The organism is Pseudomonas sp. G2-4 (assembly GCF_030064125.1).
Lineage (GTDB): Bacteria > Pseudomonadota > Gammaproteobacteria > Pseudomonadales > Pseudomonadaceae > Aquipseudomonas.
This window is the reverse complement of record NZ_CP125957.1, coordinates 399,793-425,505: the sequence shown is the minus strand read 5'-3', so window position 1 is coordinate 425,505 and position 25,713 is coordinate 399,793. Positions and strand designations below refer to the sequence as shown.

24 protein-coding genes are annotated in these 25,713 nt (G+C 59.3%); 4 read left to right on the top strand and 20 right to left on the bottom strand.

Features of this window, described 5'->3' with window-relative positions:
• Positions 1–30: 30 nt before the first annotated feature.
• Together QNH97_RS01920 and QNH97_RS01915 are read right to left on the bottom strand one after the other, a co-directional pair.
• Entirely contained in the window at positions 31–909 is an 879-nt protein-coding gene (locus QNH97_RS01920; RefSeq protein ID WP_283555350.1) for a queuosine precursor transporter, read from the bottom strand.
• Positions 902–1,498 carry a helix-turn-helix transcriptional regulator gene (locus tag QNH97_RS01915; protein WP_283555349.1) on the bottom strand — a complete coding sequence of 199 codons (597 nt, stop codon included), beginning with the start codon at positions 1,496–1,498 and terminating at the stop codon, positions 902–904. The genes QNH97_RS01920 and QNH97_RS01915 overlap by 8 nt, the downstream gene beginning before the upstream one ends.
• 402 nt (positions 1,499–1,900) lie before the next feature.
• Between QNH97_RS01915 and QNH97_RS01910 the strand changes: the two genes are divergently transcribed.
• Positions 1,901–2,245 (top strand): DUF6124 family protein, encoded by a 345-nt coding sequence (locus QNH97_RS01910; RefSeq protein WP_283555348.1) that lies wholly within the window; start codon positions 1,901–1,903, stop codon positions 2,243–2,245.
• 89 nt (positions 2,246–2,334) lie between these two features.
• On the opposite strand, the gene QNH97_RS01905 is transcribed toward QNH97_RS01910, so the two are convergent.
• Positions 2,335–2,622 carry an addiction module antidote protein gene (locus QNH97_RS01905; RefSeq protein ID WP_283555347.1) on the bottom strand — a complete coding sequence of 96 codons (288 nt, stop codon included), beginning with the start codon at positions 2,620–2,622 and terminating at the stop codon, positions 2,335–2,337.
• Between the two features lie 254 nt (positions 2,623–2,876).
• On the opposite strand from QNH97_RS01905, the gene QNH97_RS01900 reads away from it, so the two are divergent.
• Positions 2,877–3,818 carry a lipid II-degrading bacteriocin gene (locus QNH97_RS01900; RefSeq protein WP_283555346.1) on the top strand — a complete coding sequence of 314 codons (942 nt, stop codon included), beginning with the start codon at positions 2,877–2,879 and terminating at the stop codon, positions 3,816–3,818.
• 10 nt (positions 3,819–3,828) lie between these two features.
• Complete coding sequence (locus QNH97_RS01895; protein WP_283555345.1) at positions 3,829–4,290, top strand: hypothetical protein; 462 nt, start codon at positions 3,829–3,831, stop codon at positions 4,288–4,290.
• On the opposite strand, the gene QNH97_RS01890 is transcribed toward QNH97_RS01895, so the two are convergent.
• The gene (locus tag QNH97_RS01890; RefSeq protein ID WP_283555344.1) at positions 4,276–5,178 is read right to left on the bottom strand and encodes a LysR family transcriptional regulator; all 903 of its coding nucleotides are present in this window, start codon (positions 5,176–5,178) and stop codon (positions 4,276–4,278) included. The genes QNH97_RS01895 and QNH97_RS01890 overlap by 15 nt on opposite strands.
• Before the next feature lie 141 nt (positions 5,179–5,319).
• Here QNH97_RS01890 and QNH97_RS01885 point away from each other — a divergent pair, with 141 nt between their 5' ends.
• The gene (locus QNH97_RS01885; protein ID WP_502944556.1) at positions 5,320–6,576 is read left to right on the top strand and encodes an MFS transporter; all 1,257 of its coding nucleotides are present in this window, start codon (positions 5,320–5,322) and stop codon (positions 6,574–6,576) included.
• A gap of 128 nt (positions 6,577–6,704) precedes the next feature.
• Here QNH97_RS01885 and QNH97_RS01880 read toward each other — a convergent pair whose 3' ends face one another.
• The 16 genes from QNH97_RS01880 to gltB form a co-directional block, all read right to left on the bottom strand.
• Complete coding sequence (locus QNH97_RS01880) at positions 6,705–7,166, bottom strand: type II secretion system protein M (RefSeq protein ID WP_283555342.1); 462 nt, start codon at positions 7,164–7,166, stop codon at positions 6,705–6,707.
• Positions 7,166–8,269 carry a type II secretion system protein GspL gene (gene gspL / locus QNH97_RS01875; RefSeq protein ID WP_283555341.1) on the bottom strand — a complete coding sequence of 368 codons (1,104 nt, stop codon included), beginning with the start codon at positions 8,267–8,269 and terminating at the stop codon, positions 7,166–7,168. Before gspL ends, QNH97_RS01880 begins: the two co-directional genes overlap by 1 nt.
• Positions 8,269–9,114, bottom strand: a complete 846-nt coding sequence (locus QNH97_RS01870) for a type II secretion system protein GspK (RefSeq protein WP_283555340.1) — start codon at positions 9,112–9,114, stop codon at positions 8,269–8,271. The genes gspL and QNH97_RS01870 overlap by 1 nt, the downstream gene beginning before the upstream one ends.
• Positions 9,111–9,644, bottom strand: a complete 534-nt coding sequence (locus QNH97_RS01865; RefSeq protein ID WP_283555339.1) for a type II secretion system protein GspJ — start codon at positions 9,642–9,644, stop codon at positions 9,111–9,113. The genes QNH97_RS01870 and QNH97_RS01865 overlap by 4 nt, the downstream gene beginning before the upstream one ends.
• On the bottom strand, positions 9,637–10,023 hold the full coding sequence (gspI, locus tag QNH97_RS01860) for a type II secretion system minor pseudopilin GspI (protein ID WP_283555338.1): 387 nt from the start codon (positions 10,021–10,023) through the stop codon (positions 9,637–9,639). The genes QNH97_RS01865 and gspI overlap by 8 nt, the downstream gene beginning before the upstream one ends.
• The gene (gene gspH / locus QNH97_RS01855; protein ID WP_283555337.1) at positions 10,016–10,483 is read right to left on the bottom strand and encodes a type II secretion system minor pseudopilin GspH; all 468 of its coding nucleotides are present in this window, start codon (positions 10,481–10,483) and stop codon (positions 10,016–10,018) included. Before gspH ends, gspI begins: the two co-directional genes overlap by 8 nt.
• A 2-nt stretch (positions 10,484–10,485) precedes the next feature.
• Positions 10,486–10,932 carry a type II secretion system major pseudopilin GspG gene (gspG, locus tag QNH97_RS01850; RefSeq protein ID WP_283555336.1) on the bottom strand — a complete coding sequence of 149 codons (447 nt, stop codon included), beginning with the start codon at positions 10,930–10,932 and terminating at the stop codon, positions 10,486–10,488.
• A 3-nt stretch (positions 10,933–10,935) separates the two neighbouring features.
• Entirely contained in the window at positions 10,936–12,144 is a 1,209-nt protein-coding gene (gspF, locus tag QNH97_RS01845) for a type II secretion system inner membrane protein GspF (RefSeq protein WP_283555335.1), read from the bottom strand.
• A 4-nt stretch (positions 12,145–12,148) separates the two neighbouring features.
• On the bottom strand, positions 12,149–13,618 hold the full coding sequence (gene gspE / locus QNH97_RS01840) for a type II secretion system ATPase GspE (RefSeq protein WP_283555334.1): 1,470 nt from the start codon (positions 13,616–13,618) through the stop codon (positions 12,149–12,151).
• Positions 13,615–15,540: a type II secretion system secretin GspD gene (gspD, locus tag QNH97_RS01835; protein ID WP_283555333.1), complete on the bottom strand. Its 1,926-nt coding sequence runs from the start codon at positions 15,538–15,540 to the stop codon at positions 13,615–13,617. The genes gspE and gspD overlap by 4 nt, the downstream gene beginning before the upstream one ends.
• Positions 15,541–15,548: 8 nt before the next feature.
• On the bottom strand, positions 15,549–16,076 hold the full coding sequence (locus QNH97_RS01830) for a type II secretion system protein N (protein WP_283555332.1): 528 nt from the start codon (positions 16,074–16,076) through the stop codon (positions 15,549–15,551).
• Positions 16,073–16,618, bottom strand: a complete 546-nt coding sequence (locus tag QNH97_RS01825; protein ID WP_283555331.1) for a cytochrome b — start codon at positions 16,616–16,618, stop codon at positions 16,073–16,075. The genes QNH97_RS01830 and QNH97_RS01825 overlap by 4 nt, the downstream gene beginning before the upstream one ends.
• A 66-nt stretch (positions 16,619–16,684) precedes the next feature.
• Positions 16,685–18,151 carry an N-acetylglucosamine-binding protein GbpA gene (gene gbpA, locus QNH97_RS01820; protein ID WP_283555330.1) on the bottom strand — a complete coding sequence of 489 codons (1,467 nt, stop codon included), beginning with the start codon at positions 18,149–18,151 and terminating at the stop codon, positions 16,685–16,687.
• Positions 18,152–18,488: 337 nt separating this feature from the next.
• Positions 18,489–19,556, bottom strand: coding sequence for a uroporphyrinogen decarboxylase (hemE, locus tag QNH97_RS01815; RefSeq protein WP_283555329.1), 1,068 nt, complete (start codon positions 19,554–19,556; stop codon positions 18,489–18,491).
• A gap of 252 nt (positions 19,557–19,808) precedes the next feature.
• Positions 19,809–21,227 (bottom strand): glutamate synthase small subunit GltD family protein, encoded by a 1,419-nt coding sequence (locus QNH97_RS01810; protein WP_283555328.1) that lies wholly within the window; start codon positions 21,225–21,227, stop codon positions 19,809–19,811.
• A 33-nt stretch (positions 21,228–21,260) separates the two neighbouring features.
• On the bottom strand, positions 21,261–25,709 hold the full coding sequence (gene gltB / locus QNH97_RS01805) for a glutamate synthase large subunit (protein ID WP_283555327.1): 4,449 nt from the start codon (positions 25,707–25,709) through the stop codon (positions 21,261–21,263).
• Between the last annotated feature and the right edge of the window lie 4 nt (positions 25,710–25,713).

Below are 25,713 nucleotides of genomic sequence, written 5' to 3'. Positions count from 1 at the left end.
CTATTCAGAAATAGCCCATCTTTCCTACTCTCAGGACGATCGAACACCGGATATATACTTTCCGAGCAATGCCCTGGCACCATACGCGGGCAAGACATTAAAAAACGCAAAACAAATTTTTATGATTATCTGAATATAAACGATACTCAAAATTTCCGACACCTGCATCTTCCCATAAAATGCAATAAAGCAAAAAATAAAGCTATCCATGATCACCGCAAAAAAAGTGCTTAAGAAAACTCGTAAAAACAGGTATCTGGAACTCGTAAGCTCCTTTACCTTGCACAACAAATACGAATTTGCATACTCAGAAAAAACAAACGACACGGAGGATGCCACCAACACAGCTGCCACATGCAAAATCACGTCATCATAAGAAGCATCCAGTTTCCAACCCGGTAACCCTGGAAGCCAACTGCTGACACTTAACAACACCAAAATGAAGGCGTTACTGGCGAAGGCAAACAATATAGCTTTTCTGGCAAGCCTGAACCCATAAAATTCGTTCAACATATCCACCACAAGAAACGTCAATGGATACAGAAAGACGCCAGGCGTGACAACAATATCGAAATATTCTATATAAACAAGTTTTGCGGCAGAGACGTTAGTCAATATATAAATCGCGAACAACATCAAGTTTAAAACAACATAAATCAACCACGACCGCTCATGACGATCATTTATTTCATAGGCCGTCAACGCGCCCCCACCCGAATAGTACTTCTTGTATACAGTCTTGACCTCTGCCTTACTCAAATCATCTACGATTTCGCTTTTCAGCAAATTATCAAGTTTAATCTTGATCACCTTACCTGTGGCAATCACCATTACAACTGCAAGATTTTTATTATTTTCAAAACCTAACAATTTGTACCTGCTATTTTCTGCCCCCAGATTTTCAGCCATTGAACCGTTCCTCTACCACTTCCCCAATCACTACAACCACATCCGAATCGAAGCAAGGCTCTCCAACCACGAAAAACCTATTTATTATTTTATCGTACACTAACTTCTCTCCCTCCCTGCTCCAACCACCCTTTTTAACGATTAACAAATCCCCTACGTCATTCATGCCACCCACTTTATTTTCCAGCAACACACCAATCAAATTACAAGCCGTGCCAAAATAGTAGGTCAATGGATGGCTTACAACCAACTCACCAATTCGCTTATCCAGATTCTTGATCAACTGACTTTCTTTAATGACCGGTACCGCCGCAGGATTCATATTTCCATATAATGATACGCTACTCTCTACGACCTCCTTCTCTTCAAAATCAATGGACTCTATTTCTTTGTAAGACACTCCAAAAAAGTCAGATATTTTTCGAACGGTGGATTCCTGTACGTTTACCACCCGCCCTTCCAAGATGTTGTAGATTGTTGTCCTGGTCAAGCCGCTGGCATTACATAAAGAAAGCCTTGTCTCGCCGCAGCTTTTTATTAAATACCGAATATTATTCTTAAGCTTTTCCGCTCTGTCTTTTTTGTACATACACGCCTTTCCGTTTCTTTATATCCACAGCCGTTCATATGTTTTAGCGATTGACCGAGGAGGTGTTTCTACAAGGCCTGCATCCTACACACACTGGCCCGGAGAAAAAACAATATTGTAGCGGCATCTGACAATCATGATATGCCAGCTCGCCAACACAATTACAACCTCAGAATATAGACCCTTCCCACTTGCCTCAGTAAGTTTTCCTACAGACTTATCTCGCAAACTTATACATACCAGCAGACGAATCATTTATTTACACAGATGTTCAATAATTTGATTAATTTATTGGAATATTCTGGTAATAAATCTGCCTGTCTGCCAATTCACACATGGCTGTTAGCCAAGCATGGTTGACTACATGAAACTGGCACCTTTACACCAGCAAGGAGCTCCGGCATGAAAAAGGTCACCCGAGAGGTTTCTCCCCCCATGGAAACCATCACTGAGCGTCTCGACAGCGCCCATCCAGATAATAAGGACCATCCTGCTCGCTTCAGTCATGTCTTCACGATCATTCCTGATGTCGACACCGAATCCCTACTTTGTCACGCCAGCGAAACACTCGCGTCCCTGAACGTCATGACCGCTGACTTGGCCGGCAACCTGCAAGGCCCACACCGCAGCGTCGCGCTAGCTCTTCAGCAACTCACGGAACTGGGGGAGTTGTTAGTCAATAGAGCGCTGGAAAACCTGGATCCGCCCGCCGCGTTGCCCGCGATCGGGTTACAAAACCAATGCTAATTGGCGCTGAGGCTAATGCGTCAAAGAAAAGGGCGCCTTACGGCGCCCGTCTCATACAGTAAGGATCGTCATCCTTCGTGCTGGCCTGCTCAGGTGCTGGCATGCAGCTTCAACCCCAACGCTTTTACAACTTTCAAAATAATGCCGAATTCAGGATTCCCTTCCCCCGACAAAGCACGGTAAAGATTTTCCCGTGATAGCCCAGCATCACGGGCCACTTGGGTCATTCCGCGAGCTCGTGCAATGGCCGCCAGGGCTTTTGCGATGAATGCGGGATCGTCCCCGGCCTCCTCCATACATGCATCCAGACAATTGGCCATGTCCTCTTCGGTCTTGAGGTACTCGGCAGAGTCCCAACGAGTGAATTGTTCGGTCATGGGTTTTGCTCCTGCCAGGACTCATGGGATGAGCGCTGCTTGTTCTCCCACATGATGCATGCTGCTGCGCCCACATTAAACTTGCTAAAGCCAAGACATCAATCCAATAACGGGTAATTTCCGTAAATTCTGTAGTCCAGTTCCTAAGCTGCCGCTGGGTTATTGCGCCTTGTTCTTCTCCGTGCTTAATTTAGAAACTCCAGACAATTGATGTCAGGACACCATTAAGCCTTACGCTCAAAAGGATTTGAACCATGAAGCAAAACACGATTAACTTGCCCCCTACTGAAATTACCGGCACATGGAGAGGCTCCGCGGGAGGATACTGGTCCACGGATGGAATAATCATTGACGGCACCTACATATTCCCACCTCCCCAGCCGGATGTATTGACTGAAGACGATGACTTTTACATAACTGACCTTATAAAAACTCAAACCGGGCTGGATGACTTCACCTTCAACCTTAAAATCCTAGACAAGGCTATAAATCATAAAAACGCTTATGGCGCAATAAAAGACATATGGCATATTGTCGAAAAGGAGCGCGGCTGGGTAGCTCCTCACTGGCGTATAAATGACGTATTTTTTAAAAACAAAATTATTTGCTTTAGCTTGGCTGATGCGCTTGAGAAAAGCGGCTTTACATCTAGAGAGGCCATTATCGCAATAGCCAACTCCAAATACGCCAGAAGCACAACGTACAAATTGGAAACTCCAAAACTATCCGGTGGCACATTCAGCCCAGTTAAAGCACTGGGGCATTACCTGTGGGGTAAGGGTGAGAAATTGGAAGTCGATATAAACACTATTGGGTTACAAATAAAAGAACACAAACTCTCTCTATTGAAGCAAACCATTGAGAACACCAAGTCACCCGGAACATATCATCTAGTGGATCCAAAAGTAGCTTACGATACCGGCAAAGACAGCTTGATCAGCGGAGCTTACTTGGGCCGGATCACACTCCGCGTCGAAGGTGACTTTACCCGCAACCAAGATACCTCCTGGCAGTTCCTAGGTACAGTCAAGGCATACCATGATTTTTATGATTTCAATAAAAGCAATCGGCCGCTCGCACTTGAGCAAATAACTACAGCCGGCAGAATGCTACCAGGGAAGAGCTTTCAAATAAACATATCAGGCGAACACAAAATCCACTTGATTGGTAAAGGCTTTCAGACCCCAAATTTCTAACGCATACGCCATGGCAATTGACTACAATTTTGCCATGGCGCAAGGAGATAAATTCATGAAAACCAACCATTCTTTATCACTGTATGTGATCAGCCTTTCGACCATTCCGATCATAGGCGGTTATAATTTATATTCAAATTTAAATAACTCTCTCTATGCGACCGATCATGACATCATCATCATCCCATTTACAGCAATGATTGGCACTCTCCTCCTTTCATGGGTTCTCTTGCTGATTCAGCGTCCTTACCGCTTGAGAAAATCAAACAACACCCCCATCACTTACCCTACAATACTTGCAAGTTTTATATCCACCTTGCTGACCATCATAATACTTATCTATCAAGGGACCTACTGGCTATCTCCAAACCACTTCCCGATTTTTGGGATAATCCTTATAACGCTCTTTTTTTATATTTATTATCAGCTCCAACTTTATGGCCTGTCAGCACGCCCACTAAGAGATAGATAACCCCCCCCCTTCAGTCAACAAACCCACAAACGCCTTCGCCATCGGCGACCGCTGATCCTTGCGCTGCACCAACCACACCGCCGAAACCGCTGCCGGATCGAGCAGCGGCCGATAGACCACGCCGTCGATACGCATCCGCTGATAGGACGCCGGCAGTACCGAGACGCCCAAGCCTGCTGCCACCAGGCCGATGATGGTCATCGCTTCGCCGGCTTCCTGGGCGAAGTGCGGACTGAAGCCGGCGTCGCGGGCCAGGCTCAGGAGCTGGGCGTAGAGGCCGCTGCCGTAGCTACGAGGGAAGAACACGAACGGTTCCTGGGCCAACGCCGAGAGAAACAGGCCTTCTTCGTTGCCCTGGGCCAATGGATGTTTGGCACTGAGCACAGCCACCAGCGGTTCACGGCTGAGTTCGATTTCCCTCAAGGAGTCGGGCAGTGGCAACGGCCGCATGATGCCCACCTCGATCACCTCATCCACCAGCGCATCGGCCACTTGGGTACTGCTCATTTCCCGCAGGTTCAGGTGCACGGCGGGAAAGCGTTGCCGGAACGAGAAGATCGCCTGGGGAATGGTGGAGTTGAACGGTGCCGAAGAGGTGAAGCCGATTTTCAGCTCGCCCAACTCGCCCAACTGGGCACGGCGGGCCACATCGGCAGCCTTGTCGACCTGAACCAGCACCTGCCGCGCCTCTTCAAGAAACAGCCGCCCGGCCTCGCTCAATTCGACCCGACGATTGGTGCGCTCGAACAGCCGCGCACCGATCTCCTGCTCCAGCGCCTGGATCTGTTGGCTCAGCGGCGGCTGGGAGATGCCCAAGGCCAGCGCGGCGCGGCCAAAATGCAGTTCTTCGGCCACAGCAATGAAGTAACGCAGGTGACGCAATTCCATGGGACGATCCAATAGGTCGTAAAACGTCTTAAACAGGTCGAACAATATATTGGATAGAAACATTACCCGGCTATATGCTTTTTCCATTGCCTGCCTGGCCGTGCTCCGCTGAGGTCCACCGTGAAAACTGCTCTCGCTCCAATGGCCCATGAAATCCCGCCTCGCGTGCAGGATGACGCCGTCGCCGAACCCAAAGACATTTACATCGAGAAAGGCACGCCGATGTTCATGCGTACGGTGCTGGCGCTGTTCAGCGCGGGCTTTGCGACCTTCGCCCTGCTGTATTGCGTGCAACCGATGATGCCGTTGTTGTCCAGGGAGTTTTCCATCAACGCGGCCCAGAGCAGCCTGATCCTGTCGGTGGCGACCGGCATGCTCGCCATCGGTCTGTTGATCACCGGCCCGATTTCCGACCGTATCGGTCGCAAGTCAGTCATGGTCGCGGCGCTGTTCGCGGCCTCGGCGTGTACGATTGCCAGTGCCATGATGCCGACCTGGCAAGGCGTATTGGTGCTGCGCGCCTTGGTGGGCCTGTCGTTGAGCGGGTTGGCAGCGGTCGCAATGACCTATTTGAGCGAAGAGATCCACCCCAAGCACATCGGCCTGGCGATGGGGCTGTACATAGCCGGCAACGCCATTGGCGGGATGTGTGGGCGCCTGATCACCGGGGTCTTGATCGACTTTGTCAGCTGGCACACCGCGATGCTGGTGATCGGTGGCCTGGCCTTGATCGCGGCGGCGGTGTTCTGGAGGATTCTCCCCGAGTCACGCAACTTCCACCCTCGCTCGCTGCACCCGCGCAGCCTGCTGGACGGTTTCACCATGCACTTTCGCGACGCCGGCTTGCCACTGCTGTTTCTCGAAGCCTTCGTCTTGATGGGCGCGTTCGTGACGCTGTTCAACTACATCGGCTACCGCCTGCTGGCCGAGCCTTATCACTTGGATCAGGCTTTTGTCGGACTGCTGTCGGTGGTGTACCTGGCGGGCATCTACAGCTCGGCGAAAGTCGGCGCACTGGCGGACAAACTCGGCCGCCGCAAAATGCTCTGGGCGACCATCGCCCTGATGCTGGCCGGCCTCATGCTGACCATGGCCACGCCGCTGTGGCTGGTCGTGCTGGGCATGCTGGTCTTCACCTTCGGCTTCTTCGGCGCCCACTCGGTCGCCAGCAGCTGGATTGGCCGCCGCGCCCTCAAAGCCAAGGGCCAGGCATCGTCGCTTTATCTGTTCAGCTATTACGCCGGATCGAGTGTCGCCGGTACGGCGGGCGGCGTGGCCTGGCACTTGGGCGGGTGGAACGGGATCGGCCTGTTCATCGGTGGCTTGCTGGTGGTGGCGTTGTGGGTGGCGGTGAAACTGGCGAAGTTGCCGTTGTTACCGGGGAATGTTCAGGTTTAGGCCGCAGTAATCTCTGTGGCGAGGGAGCTTGCTCCCGCTGGGTCGGTCCGACGTTTCGGGCGCAGCCGCCCCAAAAAGCTTATGGGCGCTGCGCACCCAAGCGGGAGCAAGCTCCCTCGCCACGGGTCCTAGTCGATCTGCCCCAACACCATCCGCGCCTCCAACACCCCATTCCGCGCTTCCAGCGTCAGCGACTGCAGAGTCGCGCCATCCCGTTCGTGTTGATCCAGCCAATGAAGCAGCGGATCGGCATCACCACTCACGGCAAGTCGCAACGAATCGCCGTCGACCTCCATTTCGGTGATGTCCAACCCCGCCGCTGCCGCGCTGTCGTTGACCCGCACCGCCAAGGGTCGCGTAGCAACACTCGTATCGCGACCGGGCTCGGCACGCTGGATCCGCGCGCTCAGTTCGGCCTGTTGGCGATACTGTCGCTCAGCAATTTCCAGCCGTTGCCGGGTAGGTTGCCAGATCGAGAGGTAACCCACGACCACCAGCAGCAGTCCGGCCAAGCCCAGCAACAGCCCTTGCTCACGGCCTGACTTTTTTTCCCAGGCGCGTTTCAGCCCCTGCCATCCACTGATATTCATCAACTGTTCTCCAGCGTGAGGGTGGCCTGCACTCGATCATTGTGTTTGTTGGCACTCCCCAGGGTGACAGGCAATCCGTTTTGCTGCCCGCGCTCACGCAGTTGTTCAAGCTCGACAAAACTGTTGGCCGTCAGCTGGATCTTCCAGCCTTCGTTTTCCCGAAAATCGATGCGCTGCACCTCGACGTTGCTGGCGCCAATGACCTGCTCCGTCAGGCGCGCCAGACGAGCGACCTGGGTGTCCCGGCCCTGCCCGCGCCGACTCTGCAATGCCTGGAATTGCGCCGACAGGTCGACGATCCGGCTTTGCTCGGGATACAGAGACCTGAATCGCTGCTCGCTTTGGGTGTACAAACGCCGGGTTTCGTTTTCAAGAAAGCGCACACGGGCTTCACTGAAAGCCCAGGTGAGCAGAAACACGCCCAACGCAGCCGCCGCCGCGCCGCGCCATGGCAAAGGCTGGCGGCGTCGTCGAAACTCCCCCTGCAACAGGTCGATGGGATGTCCGCCAGCGCTCAACAGCCACTCATCGATGCCTTGGCGATCACGCTCCTCGTCCAGCCAGTGCACGTCTTCAGGCAAGCCAGGCTTGAGCGTTGCCAAGCCCCGGGCCGACAACGACACCCGCGCCGACAACGCGCCGCCCAACAGCCAGCGACCGAACCAGCGCACGCCAAGCGCCTTGTCCTCGGGTACCAGATCGGCATCGACATGCATCGCTCGTGCATCAATGCCGTGCTCGGCGAGCAGCGCCAGAAGCGCCTGGAATCTGGCTCGCTCAGTGACCATCATCGGGTAGCGATGCTGGCGATCCCGAACGCCGATACCGATGTGCAATGCCTCCAGGTTTTCGCTTAGTTGCTCTTCGATGGCGAACGCGAGGGCCTGGCGTCGGGGCTGGCGTCGCGAGGGCCAGGGATCGCTGCGAAACCAGCTGCACATTTCCATCGGCAACAGCACGGTGACGGCTCTTCCGCTCAACGCATGGGCGGCTTCATGCAGCGGCAGGCCGCGTCGTTCGCCCGTTGGCGACCACACACAACACGGCCAACTGGCGCCGGGGGCAGCCAAGCCTTCGGCCGTCAGGTAAAGCCAGGTTTTCATCAAAGGCGCTCACTGGGACTGATAGGTAAAAAACGACGCTGGCGAACAGTCCAGCGTCCGGTAACGGGGTCGAGCTCGATGTCCGAGGCCAGGCGCAGACGACTGCCCGCGCGAGCCACCCTCACACTGATGCGGAACCAGCGGCTGCTCACGCCTAGGCCATGACTGCTGAGGCCCAATCCGGACAACAAGGGGTCGCCGGTGAATGCCTGCACACTGGCGTATGGTTTGTTGGGCCGCTGGTTGACCAGCGCCTTGGTCGGCCCGTCCTCCATGCCGTCCAAGGTCATCAGCAAGAGCGGCGGTGCGGTATTGATGTTCAGCCGAGCCTCTTTGGGCAGCACTACCACCCAGGGCTCCAGGCGCCGCAGTGTCGGCCTGTCCATGCCCGACAACAGGCGCAGTTGACTCAGCTCCTGGACCGGCCCGACCTGGGGCAACGACAGCGCCGGTAACTCCAGCAACGCCAGCAATCGCGCCCAACGGCCGAGGGTGACCTGATCGATTTGACCCTGAGCCAGCAACGCATTGAGGTTGAGACGCCCGGAGAGGTCCTCGATATCGATGTGAAGCTCGGCCTCTTCCACGGCGAATGCAGGCTCGAGCCGGGCCCAGTCCTGGCTCAGGTCAACTGGTCCGGACGGTGTGATTGCGCTGCCTTCCAATACCTCCAGCGCCCACGCTTCACCGGCCAGCCCTAACTGGCGCAACTGGACTTGCTGCAGCTGCTGCGCGCTGCTCTGCAACAGCAGCCGATGACTGCGCAGCATCCCGCCAGTGAGCAACAGCGCCAGGCTCAGGACTAACAACACGCTGATCAGCGCCACGCCGCGTTGTCGTTTCATGGCAGCGCCCCAGGCAACAGCAGCACGCGACGGATCTGCTCGAAGCGCCCCACAGAAACGACCCACTCCAATGCCAGCGGCGCGTGGACGCCCGCTGTTTCGATGTGCCAGCCGTGTTTCGGGTCGAATGCTCGCCAACTCAGGCTGCGTACATCCTCGAGCAGTTTCTGCCGTTGCACGATGACCGTCCCTTCACCGTGACTGTCTCGCCACAACACGCCCCCCTCGAGTCGATAGTTCACGGTTTGCCGTTCGCTGCGCGGCTGATCCAATGGGTTGCGCCAATGGCTACGCTGCAATCGCAGGCGGCCCGGCTCGAGCACGACACTGCCGGCAACAGCCTGCCATACATCCCGCTCAATGATTCCCACGGCGCGCTGCAAGGCCCTGATTTCAAGCTCATGCTGGCCCGCGCCCTGCTGGGTACGCACGACGCCGTCGAACAGACGCCAACCGGCCAGGCCGAGCAAGGCGAAAATGGCGATGGCGATAACCAACTCCAGCAAGGTGAAGCCCGAGTGCTTATTCATGACGCTGGCGGACCCACCCGGTGGTGCGGTGCACGACAGACGAACCATCGGCACGACTGACCTGGATCTCGACCTGGAGCAGACGCGAGTCACGGGCCGGGGCGATTCGTTGTTGCAGAACCCAGTCACGCTGATCCATGCGCCGGGACATTCGCAGTTGGCCGGGCCCCGTAACGGCCTGCAAACGCAGCTCACTGAGTTGGTTGTCGGCCAGCCAGGCGCCGAACAGACGGCCCTCAAGCCCGACGCTTTGCTTGAGCACGAACTGGCTGGCCGACAGCACCGCGGCCGCCAACGTCGCGAAAATCGCCAGCGCGATCATGACCTCCAACAGCGTGAACCCCTGGCAATCGGCGGACAGCCTGCGCGCGTCAGCCATCGATCAGCGGCTGGGCGATACCATCACTCAGCACCTGAGAGACCGTTTGCCCAGCGACCTTGATGAACAACCGGAACGGACTGATCTCATCACTGCTGAGCATCAGCAATTGCGGTGCCCCTTGAAGCTCATCGAGGACCAGGAGGTGGCCGTCTTGCTCCAGTCCAAGCGTCAGCTTTTCAGGTAGCCGGTGCAACGCCGATACCGCGGTCCAGCCTCGAGTTTCCAGTCGCACCGCCTGATAGCCCCGAGGCTGTATACGCACACCGTATTCCTGCCCATCCAACACCGCCCGCTCGCGCAATTGCTGCACCACCCGGATGAAGTCCTGGGCTTGCTGTCGGGCTTCGCGCGCCGGACTCGGGCCGATGGCGAGGCTGACCATGCCCAGCAGTACCCCGATCAACACGATGACGACCATCAGTTCCAGCAAGGTGAATCCCCGATAATGACGGCCCATGTTCACTCAGCCCAATTGCCGATATCGGCAGCGAACCCGTCACCGCCCGGCACGCCATCGGCGCCCAGCGAGTACAGGTCATAACCGCCATCGATTGATTTGAGGCCAGGGTTGAGGAACTGATAAGGCGTGCCCCAGGGGTCGATCGGCAGGGCTTTCAAATAACCCTGGGGGTTCCAGTTTCTTGCCGCGGGCGTACCGGACGGACGCTTGCTCAGCGCTTCCAGGCCTTGCTGGGTCGAAGGGTAATGAGCGTTATCGAGACGGTACATTTCCAGGGCCGTGGCAATCGCCTGGATATCGGTGCGGGCGGCCGTGACCTTGGCCTGGTCGGGCCGGCTCATGAACTGCGGCACCACGATGGCGCCGAGGACACCGATGATGACCACCACTACCATGATTTCGATCAGGGTAAAGCCGCGTTGAGGTCGGTTGCTTTGAAATGTCATGGATCAATTCACCAATTGGTTGAGGCTCAGGATAGGAAGCAGGATGGCCATGACGATCAGCAGCACGATGCCGCCCATCAACACCAACATGGCCGGTTCGAAAAGGCTCACCACCAGGGCGATGCGCGCAGCGAGGCTGGCCTCCTGTTGTTCGGCGGCGCGGGCCAGCATGCTGTCGAGTTCGCCGGCCCGCTCGCCGCTGGCGATCATGTGCAGCATCAAGGGCGGGATGTCACCGCCCTGCTCCAGGCCACGGGTCAGGGTCCCGCCCTCGCGGACCGAACGGGCGACGTCGGCCATGCGCGCGCGGATGGTCAGGTTGCCGATCACCTGCGCGGCGATGTGCAAGGCCTCCACCAGCGGCACGGCGCTTTTGCTCAGGATCGCCAGGGTGCTGGCGAACCGGGCCGCTTCCATCGCCCGCAACACCTCGCCCACCAGCGGCAACCTGAGCAACAGACGATGCCAGCGCAGGCGCCACATCGGTTGGTGCAGGCTCCAGCGCCACAGCCCGAGCAACCCGGCCAGCGCACCGAACAGCAGCAGACCATAGCGGCGCAACCCATCGCTCACCGCGATCAGCGCCTGGGTCAGCCACGGCAACGGTTGGCCGCTGTCGACGAAAATCCTCACCACATCCGGCACCACGTAGCCCAACAGGAAAGCGACGATCGCGACGCAGGCCAGCATCAGGATCAGCGGATACACCAACGCCAGTTGAATGCGCTGGCGCGACGCCTGGCGCGCCTGGGTGTAGCTCGCCAGTTGCTCCAACACCTGGCCCAAGTGCCCGGATTGTTCGCCGGCCGCGACCGTGGCGCAGAACAGATCGGGAAACGCCTGGGGAAAGGTCCGCAGAGCTGTCGCCAAGGCGTGCCCTTCCATCACCCGACTTCGTACCGCCGAGAGCAGGTGGGCGACACGCCGCTTCTGGCTCTGTTGCGCCACGGCACCCAGCGCTTCCTCGAGGGGCAGACCGGCCTGGATCAAGGTAGAAAGCTGCAAGGTCAACAACGCCAGATCCGCCGGGCTCAAACGCCCTCCAGCACGCCGAGGCCCCAGGGCGCGCGGCTCCCCGACTTCGCGCAGCTCGCTGGGCAACAAGCCACGCTCGCGCAACAACTGCCGCCCATGGCGGGGGCTGTCGGCTTCCACTCGGCCCTTACAGCGCCGGCCTTGGGCATCTTCGGCCCGATAGTCGAAGGTCGGCATGACGCTAATCCTCCTGAGCGACGCGCAGCAGTTCATCGACACTGGTCAGGCCTTCCAGAACCCGCTGGCGCCCGTCCTGAAACAGGCTGCGAGACGTCTTGCGCGCCTCAACGGCCAACGCCTGCTCGGTGGCGCCTTGATGAATCAGCTGCGACAACGCAGCGTTGATACTCACCAGCTCATAGATGCCGAAGCGCCCGCGATAACCTTTCTGGCACTGATCGCAACCCCGGGCCTTGAACAGCCGTGGCGCGGCGTCGGCTTCGAGCCCCAGGCGCCGACAGGTGACGGCATCGGCCACGTAAGGTGTCTTGCAAGACGAGCACAAGGTCCGCAGCAACCGCTGCGCCACGATGCCTGCCAGGGACGACGCCAGCAGGTAGGCATCCACGCCCATGTCCACCAGCCGCGTGACGGCGCCGACGGCACTGTTGGTGTGTAAGGTCGAGAGCACCAGATGCCCGGTCAGGGAGGCCTGGACGGCGATTTCGGCGGTTTCGCGATCGCGTATTTCACCGACCATCACCACATCCGGATCCTGGCGCAAAATCGCCCGCAAGCCACGGGCAAAGGTCATGTCGACTTTTGGATTGACCGGCATCTGGCCGATGCCCGGCAGGTGATATTCGATGGGGTCTTCGACGGTGAGGATGTTGCGACTCTGGTCGTTGATGCTGCTCAGCGCCGCGTACAGGCTGGTGGTTTTGCCCGATCCCGTGGGTCCGGTTACCAACACGATGCCGTGGGGTTTGCCGAGCAAGTGGCGCAAGCTGGCCAGGGTGTCGTCGGGCAGGCCCAGGCGTTGCAGATCCAGGCGCCCGGCCTGCTTGTCGAGCAGGCGCAACACCACACGCTCGCCATGGGCCGAAGGCAGGGTCGAGACCCGCACATCGACTTCGTGCCCGGCCAGGCGCAACGCCATTCGCCCGTCCTGGGGCACGCGCTTCTCGGCGATATCCAGGCGGGCCATGACCTTGATGCGCGACACCAAAAGATTCGCCAGCTCCCGGCGCGGACGCAGCATTTCCTGCAACTGTCCGTCGATGCGCATGCGTACCGATAAATACTGCTCGAAGGTTTCCAAGTGCACGTCCGAAGCGTGCTCGCGAACCGCTTCGCTGAGCAGGGCATTGATCAGCCGGATGATCGGCGCATCGCCCTGTTGCTCCAGCAGGTCGGTGGTCTGCGGCACCTGGTCGGCCAGGCTGAGCAGATCCAGTTCCTCGTCCAGGCCTTGGGCAACCTGCTCGGCGGCGCGCTGGCCCTGGCGATAGACGCTGGCCAGGCGCGCGGCGAACGGCGCCGCTTCCAAGACCTGGATCGGCCATTCCCGGCCACACAAACGCCGGACTTCCGCGACCACGGTCAGCGGCGTATCGCGGCGCATCACCAGGCTCAAGGTCGGCTCCTCGCCGTCCAGCAGCACACCGAAACGCCTGGCGAAACCAAAGGGCAGGGTTTGCGAGTCGCTCACAAGTCACCCGGATGCGGTTCAAGCGGGTCGGTCGGCGGCGCCTGCGTGGACGACTCGAACAACTGGCGGGCGTCCCGGGGCAACAACAGCGAATTGTTTTTCCGCGAGCCCGGTTTGCTCAGCTCACGAAGCGCGTCGTAGCGCTGACGGCTCACATCGGCCAGGTCTTCGTTGCTGCGCACGATGGTCGGCCGCAGGAACACCATCAGGTTGCTTTTGGTCTGGGTGTCGCGGGTCCAGCGAAACAGTGCACCGAGGTACGGAATACTGCGCAACAGCGGCACCCCACTTTCCTGGGTCCGGACACTGTCGCGGATCAGCCCGCCGATCACGATGATCTCGCCGTCGTCCGCCAGGATCGTGCTCTTCAAGGCACGCTTGTTGGTGATCAGGTCCGAAGAATCCACGCCAGGGACAGACGGCGCGATGTCCGAGACTTCCTGCTGGACCTCAAGGCGCAAGGTGGAGCCTTCGTTGATGTAAGGCTTGACCTTGAGGCTGATGCCGACGTCCTTGCGCTCCACGGTGGTGAACGGATTGTCCGCGCCGTTGCTGTTGGTGGCGTAGGAGCCGGTCTTGAACGGGACGTTCTGGCCAACGATGATTTCCGCTTCCTGGTTGTCCAGGGTCAGCAGGCTGGGGGTGGACAGCAGGTTGCTGCGGGTATTGCTCGCCAGCGCCGATACCAGGGCGCTGAAGCGATCGCCACCCAGCCGCAGGATCGTTCCTTCCGTGGCTTTATCCAGCTTATTGAGGTCCATTGCGCCGATGATCGGGACGTCGGTTCCCGGGAAATTGATGAAGCCCGTGGCGCTGCCGCGGTTGAGGCCCCACTGCACCCCCAGCGCTTCGGCGATGTCGCCGGATATCTCGACGATGGCCGCGTGAATAAGCACTTGGGCCCGGGGTTGGTCCAATTCGCGCACGATGTTTTCGATGGTGCGCACCTGGGCCGGTTCGGCGATCAGCACCAAGGCATTCTGGCTTTCATCGGCCTTGATCATGAACGCGCTGGCGGGGGCACTGTCCCGCAGCCCGGTGAGGGCCGGTGTGGTTTTTTTATCCTGCCCGACAGCTTCCAACACCTCGGCCAGTTGCTTGGCATCGCTGTAGCGCAGGCGGATGACCCGCGCGTTGTCCTGGGAGGCGACTGCCGGAACGTCGAGGGTCCGGGCCAGGTCCACCAGGCGTTGACGCACTGCCGGTGCGCCGATGATCACCAGGCGATTGCTGCGGACGTCGGCGATCACCAGGCCTGCCGTATCACCCTCGCGCTTGCCAGCGGAGGCTTCCACGAGCGGCGCGATATCGCCGGCCTGGGCATGGCGCAATCGCACCACCACATGATTGCGGTTGCGCCCCGAATCCAGTTGCTGCACCACCCCGGCAATGCGCTGCACATTGGCGGCCGTGTCGGTGACCACCACAGCGTTGGACGATACCGAGGGGCCGACATAACCATTGGCCGACACCAAGGGCCGAACCAGTCCGGCGACGTCGGCGGCAATGCTCGATTGCAGATCGAGGACCCGGGTGACGAACTGCGACGGCGTGGCGCTTTTGGCATCATTACCGGCGCGCGTCTTGGCATCGCTGACCGGGGTGATCAGGATCCGCTCGCCTTCGTCGATCACCGTGAAATTGTGTGCATCGAGCACCGAATAGAACAATCGACGCACGCCTTCACGGTCCAGTGCCTCGCGGGACATGACGGTAATACGCCCCGACACGCGGGGATCAAGCACCACGGTCTTGCCCAGAATCGCCGAGAACTCCTCGACCACGTCGCGCAGTTCCGCATTATTCATCGCCAGTTGCCATTGGGCTTGCTCGGCCCGCAGCGAACCGTGAAGCGCCAGTGGGCCAACCACGACAAGGCCGAACAGGACGCGCAATACACGGCCCCGGATAAAGCTGTTCATGAATTCGATCACTCTGATTGCCCGGCCACCGGGCGTATGTATTGCGAGGAATGGAACGGCGCATCGCGCCCGTCTGCGCGGCCCAGCCGACGCAGCAAGGGCTTGGCCTCTGGTTGCAGCGCCAGGCGTTCTTCACGGCCGTTGCGCCACAACATCACATGGCTGGCCTCGACCCGCCGCAGCACGCTGCCACCGGGCAAACGCTCACCCACCTGGTAGATGCGCGAACCGGCGGCGTCAGCCAGCAATGCCCGCGACAAGCCTTGGCCTGCGACAAAACTGGCTTGCAACGTCATCGGTTCGGCGCTCGGCGCGTGGGCACCTTCAGGCACCAGGCCGAGTACCGTCGCCACGGCCTGCACATTGGGCGGGTTGCGAGCCGGAACGACCGGTGAGTCAGCCGCCATTGGCATACCCAGTTCCAATGCCTGGCGAAAACGCCACTCTTGCCCGGCCAGGAATACCCCGTACAGCAGCGGCAGGAGCACCAGCAAGGCCTTCGGCAGGTTGCCCCCGCTCCAAAAGGAAACACTCACTTTTGCCCTCGCTGAATAATCGCGCCGGGGGGCTTTGCGAATGACATGCGCCGCACAACCCTGCGTCCGGAAACCTCATGCCAGACCACTGCGCAGAGATGCAGTGCGACAAGTATCGAAAGCACCACGCAAGACAGGGTATGGAGGGTGTTGGCCTGTTCGATCAGCACCGGGTCACCCAGCGGCTGGGGGATACGAACGAGTCCGAAGACACTGATGGCGCTTTTCATCATCAGCACGCCCGTCGCCAGCACGACACCGACGATCAGGTAGATCATCGCGTGTACCGCCAAGGCCAGCCTTTTGGTCAAGGAACGTGTTGGCCCAGGGGGATGCGGCGCACAGACAAACAGACACGTCCGCCAGACAAACAGCGGAATGAACAGCGTCGTCAGCGACACATTGAATGACCCGACCCAGTGTTCGGTCGAAGCTGACACCGGGGTGTAAGCCACATAAAAACCGGACACCAACGTCCATAAAATAATGACGGCCGACAGCCAGTGCAGCAGCACCCGCTGCCGGGAATAATTGGAATGCATCAGCGCGTTCTCGTTTGAGGCTTCAGGCAACCCCTGCGGGCCGCCTGAAGCCGTGCCTGTCAGGACTTACAGCTTGTCCCAGGCGCTCTGCCAGGAGGCACCGACACCCGGCTCAAAAGCGTTCGCGGTCGGGCTGTACTGCTTGCAGTAGCCGGACGCTGGGAACGGCTTGCACTCGAAGACTTCGTCAGTCTTGGGCTGCAGCACTTTCGTACCGACGGTGTATTCGCTGATGCCTTCAGGGAACACGAAGTCGTATTCGATACCCGCGCCTTCACCGGTCAGGGTGACTTCCTGGGTATCCTGACGAGTGGTGCGCCCGTCTTCAGTGGTGCCCACCAGCGTCAGGGTATGGACGCCCGGAGCACTGCGCACGTCCAGGGTCAGACCGGCGCTGTTTTCAGCCATGGATTGGGTCACGAAGCCGACCGGCTTGTTCTTCTCATCGAACAGCGTCGCTTCGAGGTTCATCTTGCGGTTGGTCTGCGCAGTGAACGTCAGGGCGACCCGACCTTTGTCGAGGACGTACTCAGGCTGCAGGGAAGAGATCTTCATGCTGGCGGCGGCGTCTTCCTGCATGTCCAACTGCACTTCGTAGCGGGTCACGGCGCTTTCTTTCTGGGCGTACAGCTTGTTGGTGCCCTTGATCGGCGTGATATTGCCCTCGTCATCACGGATACCGGCACGGATCAGCGGATGGGCTTGGTTGATGGCCTCGGCCAGTTTGAACGACCAGTTTTCAGGCTTGCCTTCTTCAGCGTTGTCGATGCTGATTTGCACGCTGTACTCGGCATTCTCGCCGGAGGCAGAGAACGCCCGTGCCTTGACCTTGTCGCCCACCAGCAACTGGGCCGATGGCGCGATGCTGCCCACCGGCGACCAGCCGCCCGGCAATGCGGCTTCGGCGAGGATGTTCACATCCGCTGGGTTATAGAACGCGTTGTCAGTGTCACCCACCGTCCAGACCGCCAGGATGACGTGATGGCCCGTCTTGCCGTCGGGAATCACACAATCGTGCTTGGCACCCCCTACTGGATTTTGATGACCGCCATCGATCGTACAGAACGGTGCGCTCTCGAACGATGCACGCTTGAGCGACACGTTCGGATTCCAACCGTCGCGGGTGATGAAGTATTCGTGTTTGGTCGCCGGATGCGGGGCGATGTATTGCCATTGGAAGGCGATGTTGCGATCCCGGATTTCAGTCAGTTGCCAGCGCGTTGCCGACTGCGCATCCAGGGCGGAAAACAGCGAGTTACCGCCGCTGGCGATCTTGCCGTCGATTGGGCCTTGCAGCGGGGCGCCACCGGCTCCATTCGGGAAGCCCTTGAACGTTTCCCCGGTGCTATGAGGCTCGTATTGCGCACCACCGCAGTTCTTGTTTTCACCTTTCTGGCACAAAAATGCCCGCGAAGGCGGTACTTCGAGGTACCCGTGGGCGAATACACCTTGTGATGTCAGCAGGGCCGACAACAAAACCAATGAAGATGCGCCCCCCGTTAATACGCCGCTCTTGTTGAAGTTGTTTTTCATATAAGTTCCAGACTATTCATCGAGATTGAAAGACGTTTTACCGTCCATCTTGCAAGACGCGCCAAATTTTCCAGCGCATGGCCCGCAAGCGCCGAAACCTTATAGAAACTTGAATATTCCCTATGTAGGAAAAATCTCTCAAAACAGAAGGAATGATCTCTGATTCCATTTATCTTACATAAAAAGAGAAACTTCTTATAAATGGCAATAACTATTAAACGCTAACAAACAGCAACACCCGGTCCGAGTAACTAACTTATGTCAACCAAGTATTACAACAGGCATTAAAAAGCCTGTCCGGCACGGGGCGGGACAGGCTGGGTACAACCGGCGGCGATCAGAGGTGATATTGCGCTGACAACTCGTGCACTGCCCGCAGGAAAGCCCCGGCGTGTTCCGGGTCGACTTCCGGGGTGATGCCATGGCCGAGGTTGAACACATGGCCACTGCCGCTGCCGTAGCTGGCGAGGATGCGCCCGACTTCAGCACGGATGGCTTCAGGCTTGGCGTAAAGTACGGTCGGGTCCATGTTGCCTTGCAAGGCGACTTTATGACCGACGCGCTCACGGGCGTTGCCGATGTCGCAAGTCCAGTCCAGGCCCAAGGCGTCGGCGCCGACATCGGCGATGCTTTCCAGCCACAGCCCGCCGTTCTTGGTGAACAGGATCACCGGTACTTTACGACCTTCGTGCTCGCGGATCAGGCCGCTGACGATCTTGCGCATGTAGGCCAGGGAGAACTCCTGGTAGGCCGCCGCCGACAGGTTGCCACCCCAGGTATCGAAGATCTGCACCGCTTGGGCGCCGGCAAGGATCTGGCCGTTGAGGTAGGAGGTGACCGACTGCGCCAGCTTGTCCAGCAACAGGTGCATGGCTTGCGGGTTGTCGTAGAGCATCGCCTTGGTCTTGCGGAAGTCTTTCGACGATCCGCCTTCGACCATGTAGGTGGCCAGGGTCCAGGGACTGCCGGAGAAACCGATCAGTGGCACGCGACCATTGAGTTCACGGCGGATGGTGCTGACCGCGTCCATGACGTAGCCCAGGTCCTTCTGCGGATCGGGAATCGGCAGGGCCTCGATGTCGGCCAGGGTGCTGATGACTTTCTTGAAGCGCGGACCTTCGCCGGTCTCGAAGTACAGGCCCTGGCCCATGGCATCGGGAATGGTGAGGATGTCGGAGAACAGGATCGCCGCGTCCAACTGCGGATAGCGATCCAGCGGCTGCATGGTGACTTCGCAGGCGAACTGGGGGTTCATGCACAGGCTCATGAAATCGCCGGCCTTGGCGCGACTGGCGCGGTACTCCGGCAGATAGCGACCGGCCTGACGCATCATCCACACAGGGGTGACGTCTACGGGTTGCTTGAGCAGGGCGCGAAGGAAACGGTCGTTCTTCAGGGCAGTCATGTCGGCATCCGGAAAAAAAGTGCGGGCATTTTCTCAGAGCGCGACGCAAAAGGCACGGCAAGAGCCGTGCCTTTTATCTATCGGGGCAATTTGTCGCGGTGCCATGCAATGTTCAGCAACACCACAAAACAATTGTGGGAGCGAGCTTGCTCGCGATGAGGGCGTCACATTCAACATGTTCGTCGACTGATCCACCGCTATCGCGAGCAAGCTCGCTCCCACATTTGATCGCATTCCAGCGTTAGGAAGTGTTCAGACCCCCAGGTAATCCAAGATCCCTTCCGCCGCATTGCGGCCTTCGAAGATCGCCGTCACCACCAGGTCGGAACCACGGACCATGTCGCCACCGGCGAAGATCTTCGGGTTGCTGGTCTGGTGCTTGTATTGGCCCTGTTCCGGAGCCACCACGCGGCCCTGGCTGTCGGTCTGGATACTGAACTGCTCGAACCACGGCGCCGGACTTGGGCGGAAGCCGAAGGCGATGACCACGGCATCGGCCGGGATGATCTCTTCGGAACCGGGAATCGGCTCGGGGCTGCGGCGGCCACGGGCGTCCGGCTCGCCGAGACGGGTCTCGACCACCTTCACACCTTCGACCTTGTCTTCACCGACAATCGCGATCGGCTGACGGTTGTAGAGGAATTTCACGCCTTCTTCCTTGGCGTTCTTCACCTCTTTGCGCGAGCCGGGCATGTTGGCTTCGTCACGACGATAGGCGCAGGTCACCGACTTGGCGCCCTGGCGGATCGAGGTGCGGTTGCAGTCCATCGCCGTGTCGCCGCCGCCAAGTACCACGACCTTCTTGCCTTTCATGTCGACGAAGTCTTCCGGCGACTTTTCAAAGCCCAGGTTGCGGTTGACGTTGGCGATCAGGAAGTCCAGCGCGTCGTAGACGCCCGGCAGGTCTTCACCGGCAAAGCCGCCCTTCATGTAGGTGTAGGTGCCCATGCCCATGAATACCGCATCGTATTCTTCGAGCAGTTGCTCCATGGTCACGTCCTTGCCCACTTCGGTGTTCAGGCGGAACTCGATGCCCATGCCAGTGAAGACTTCGCGACGATTGCTCAGTACGGTCTTTTCCAGCTTGAACTCGGGGATGCCGAAGGTCAGCAGGCCGCCGATTTCCGGGTTCTTGTCGAACACCACCGGGCTCACACCGCCGCGCACCAGCACGTCGGCGCAGCCCAGGCCCGCCGGGCCGGCACCGATGATTGCCACGCGCTTGCCGGTCGGCTTGACCTTGGACATGTCCGGGCGCCAGCCCATGGCGAACGCGGTGTCGGTGATGTACTTCTCCACCGAACCGATGGTCACCGCGCCAAAACCGTCATTGAGGGTGCACGCACCTTCGCAGAGGCGATCCTGCGGGCACACCCGGCCGCAGACTTCCGGCAGGGTGTTGGTCTGGTGAGACAACTCGGCGGCCTGGAGGATGTTGCCCTCGGCCACCAGCTTCAGCCAGTTGGGAATGAAGTTGTGCACTGGGCACTTCCATTCGCAATACGGGTTACCGCAACCCAGGCAGCGGTGGGCCTGGTCGGCCGACTGCTGGGGTTTGAACGGCTCGTAGATTTCCACGAACTCTTTCTTGCGTTGACGCAACAGTTTCTTCTTCGGATCCTTGCGCCCGACATCGATGAACTGGAAGTCGTTATTCAGACGTTCAGCCATTGTTAAAACCTCATCAAACTCTTCAGGCGCATATCACTGCGGGTTGGCACGAGTGCTGGAAAGCAACGACTTCAGGTTGGCAGCCTTGGGCTTGACCAGCCAGAAACGACGCAGATAGTCATCGAGGTTTTCGGCGAGGTTACGACCCCACTCACTGTTGGTTTCCTCGACGTATTCGTCCAGCACGCGTTGCAGGTGGCTGCGGTAGGCTTCCATCGCCTCGCCGCTGATCCGTTGGATTTCCACCAGTTCGTGGTTGACCCGGTCAACGAAGGTGTTGTCCTGGTCGAGCACGTAGGCGAAACCGCCGGTCATGCCAGAGCCGAAGTTGTAACCGGTCTTGCCCAAGACACAGACGAAACCACCGGTCATGTACTCGCAGCAGTGATCGCCGGTGCCTTCCACCACCGTGTGGGCCCCGGAGTTACGCACGGCAAAACGCTCACCCGCGGTGCCGGCGGCGAACAGCTTGCCGCCCGTGGCGCCGTAGAGGCAGGTGTTGCCGATGATGGCACTGTCCTGAGTCTTGTAGACGCTGCCCTTGGGTGGAACGATGACCAGTTTGCCGCCGGTCATGCCCTTGCCCACGTAATCGTTGGCATCACCTTCCAGGTACATGTTCAGGCCGCCGGCGTTCCAGACGCCGAAGCTTTGACCTGCAGTGCCCTTGAAACGGAAGGTGACCGGCGCCTTGGCCATGCCCTGGTTGCCGTGCTTGCGCGCGATTTCGCCGGAGATGCGTGCGCCGATGGAACGGTCGCAGTTGCAGATATCCAGGTCGAATTCGGCACCGCTCAGGTCGTTGATCGCCGAAGCGGCCATGTCGACCATTTTCTCGGCCAGCTCCCCCTTGTCGAACGGCGGGTTGCGTTCGACCTGGCAGAACTGTGGCTTGTCGGCCGGAATGTGATCGCTGCCCAGCAACGGGGTCAGGTCCAGATGCTGCTGCTTGGCGGTCTGGCCTTCGAGCACTTCCAGCAGGTCAGTACGGCCGATCAGCTCTTCGAGCGAACGCACGCCCAGCTTCGCCAGCCACTCACGGGTCTCCTCGGCCACGTAGGTGAAGAAGTTCACCACCATGTCGACGGTACCGATGTAGTGATCCTTGCGCAGTTTGTCGTTCTGGGTCGCCACGCCGGTGGCGCAGTTGTTCAGGTGGCAGATGCGCAGGTATTTGCAGCCCAGGGCGATCATCGGCGCGGTGCCGAAGCCGAAGCTTTCGGCGCCAAGGATGGCCGCCTTGATCACGTCCAGGCCGGTTTTCAGGCCGCCATCGGTCTGCACTCGGACCTTGCCGCGCAGGTCGTTGCCGCGCAGGGTCTGGTGGGTTTCGGCCAGGCCCAGTTCCCACGGCGCGCCAGCGTACTTGATCGACGTCAGCGGCGAGGCACCAGTGCCGCCGTCGTAGCCGGAGATGGTGATCAGGTCGGCATAGGCCTTGGCCACGCCGGCGGCGATGGTGCCGACGCCGGCTTCTGCGACCAGTTTCACCGAGACCAGCGCCTTCGGATTCACCTGCTTGAGGTCGAAGATCAGTTGCGACAAGTCTTCGATCGAGTAGATGTCGTGGTGTGGTGGTGGCGAGATCAGGGTCACGCCGGGCACCGCGTAACGCAGTTTGGCGATCAGGCCGTTGACCTTGCCGCCGGGCAACTGGCCGCCTTCGCCGGGCTTGGCGCCTTGGGCGACCTTGATCTGCAGCACTTCAGCGTTGACCAGGTATTCCGGCGTCACACCGAAGCGGCCGGTCGCCACCTGCTTGATTTTCGAGCTCTTGATCGTGCCGTAGCGCGCCGGATCTTCGCCGCCTTCGCCTGAGTTGGAACGCGCGCCGAGGCGGTTCATGGCTTCAGCCAGGGCTTCGTGGGCTTCCGGGGACAAGGCGCCCAGGGAGATCCCGGCGGAATCGAAGCGCTTGAGCACCGACTCCAGCGGCTCCACTTCGTTGATGTCCAGCGGCGTGTCCAAGGTCTTGACCTTGAGCAGGTCGCGGATCATCGACACCGGACGGTTGTCTACCAGCGAAGTGTATTCCTTGAACTTGCTGTAGTCGCCCTGTTGCACGGCAGCCTGCAACGTGTTGACCACATCCGGGTTGTAGGCGTGGTATTCACCACCATGGACGAACTTCAGCAGGCCGCCCTGCTGGATCGGCTTGCGCGGGCTCCAGGCTTCAGCTGCCAGGGCTTTCTGTTCTGCTTCGATGTCGACGAAACGCGCACCCTTGATGCGGCTCGGCACGCCACGGAAGCTCAGCTCGCAGACTTCTTCGGACAGGCCAATGGCCTCGAACAGTTGCGCGCCACGGTATGACGCGATGGTCGAGATGCCCATCTTCGACAGGATCTTGAGCAAGCCCTTGGTGATGCCCTTGCGGTAGTTCTTGAACACCTCATAGAGGTCGCCCAGCACTTCACCGGTACGGATCAGGTCGCCCAGTACTTCGTAGGCCAGGAACGGATACACCGCCGAAGCACCGAAACCGATCAACACCGCAAAGTGATGCGGATCGCGGGCAGTGGCGGTTTCCACCAGGATGTTGGAGTCGCAGCGCAGGCCTTTTTCGGTCAGGCGATGGTGCACCGCACCGGTGGCCAGCGAGGCGTGGATCGGCAGCTTGCCCGGCGCGATGTGGCGGTCGGTCAGCACGATCTGGGTGCGCCCGGCGCGCGCGGCTTCTTCAGCCTGATCGGCGACGTTGCGGATCGCCGCTTCCAGGCCGACGCTTTCGTCGTAGTTCAGGTCGATGACCTGGCGCGCGAAGCCAGGACGGTCGAGGTTGGTCAGCGAGCGCCATTTGGCCGGGGAAATGACCGGCGAGCTGAGGATCACGCGCGAGGCGTGCTCCGGCGACTCTTGGAAAATGTTGCGCTCGGCGCCCAGGCAGATTTCCAGGGACATCACGATCGCTTCACGCAGCGGGTCGATCGGCGGGTTGGTCACCTGGGCGAATTGCTGGCGGAAGTAGTCGTACGGCGTGCGCACGCGCTGCGACAGCACGGCCATCGGCGTGTCGTCGCCCATGGAGCCGACCGCTTCGTAGCCCTGCTCACCCAGCGGCCGCAGGATCTGGTCACGTTCCTCGAACGTCACCTGGTACATCTTCATGTACTGCTTGAGCTGATCGACGTCGTAGAAAGCCGAACCGTGGTCGTTGTCTTCCATGGTCGCCTGGATGCGCAGGGCATTCTTGCGCAGCCATTGCTTGTACGGATGACGGGACTTGAGACGGTTGTCGATGGCGTCGGTGTCGAGGATCTGGCCGGTTTCGGTGTCCACGGCAAAGATCTGGCCCGGGCCTACGCGGCCCTTGGCGATGACGTCTTCGGGCTGGTAGTTCCAGACGCCGATTTCCGACGCCAGGGTGATGAACCCGTTGGTGGTGGTGACCCAGCGCGCTGGACGCAGACCGTTACGGTCCAGCAGGCACACGGCGTAGCGACCGTCGGTCATGACGATACCGGCCGGACCGTCCCACGGCTCCATGTGCATGGAGTTGTATTCGTAGAAGGCCCGCAGGTCCGGGTCCATGGTCTCGACGTTCTGCCACGCCGGCGGCACCAGCATGCGCACGCCACGGAACAGGTCGATGCCACCGGTCACCATCAGCTCCAGCATGTTGTCCATGCTCGATGAGTCCGAACCCACGCGGTTGACCAGCGGACCGAGCTCTTCGAGGTCGGGCATCAGGTCGTTGGCGAACTTGGTGCGACGGGCCACGGCCCAGTTGCGGTTGCCGGTGATGGTGTTGATCTCGCCGTTGTGGGCGAGGAAGCGGAACGGCTGGGCCAGCGGCCATTTCGGCAGGGTGTTGGTGGAGAAACGCTGGTGGAACACGCAGATCGCGGTTTTCAGGCGCTCGTCGCTCAAGTCCGGATAAAAGGCGGTGAGGTCCGCCGGCATCATCAGGCCTTTGTAAATGATGGTCTTGTGGGAAAAGCTGCAGATGTAGTGATCAGTGTCGGCGGCATTGGCCACGGACGAACGACGACGGGAGCTGAACAGCTTGATCGACATGTCCTGGTCGCTCAGGCCATCGCCGGCAATGAACACCTGTTCGATCTGCGGCAGGCGCTCGAGCGCCAGGCGGCCGAGGACGCTGGTGTCGATCGGCACTTTACGCCAGCCGACCAGCTGCAGGCCGGCGGCCAGGATCTCGCGGTTCATGTTCTCGCGAGCCGCTTGCGCCTTCACCGGGTCCTGGTTGAAGAACACCATGCCCACGGCGTACTGCTTGGGCAGGGTCACGCCAAACGTTTCCTGGGCAACGGCACGCAGGAACTCGTCGGGCTTTTGAATCAGCAAGCCACAACCGTCACCGGTCTTGCCGTCGGCGTTGATCCCACCACGGTGGGTCATGCAGGTCAGGGCCTCGATGGCCGTTTGCAAAAGGGTATGACTGGGCTCGCCCTGCATATGGGCTATCAGGCCGAAACCGCAGTTATCCTTGAATTCATCTGGTTGGTACAGACCTGCTTTCATAGAC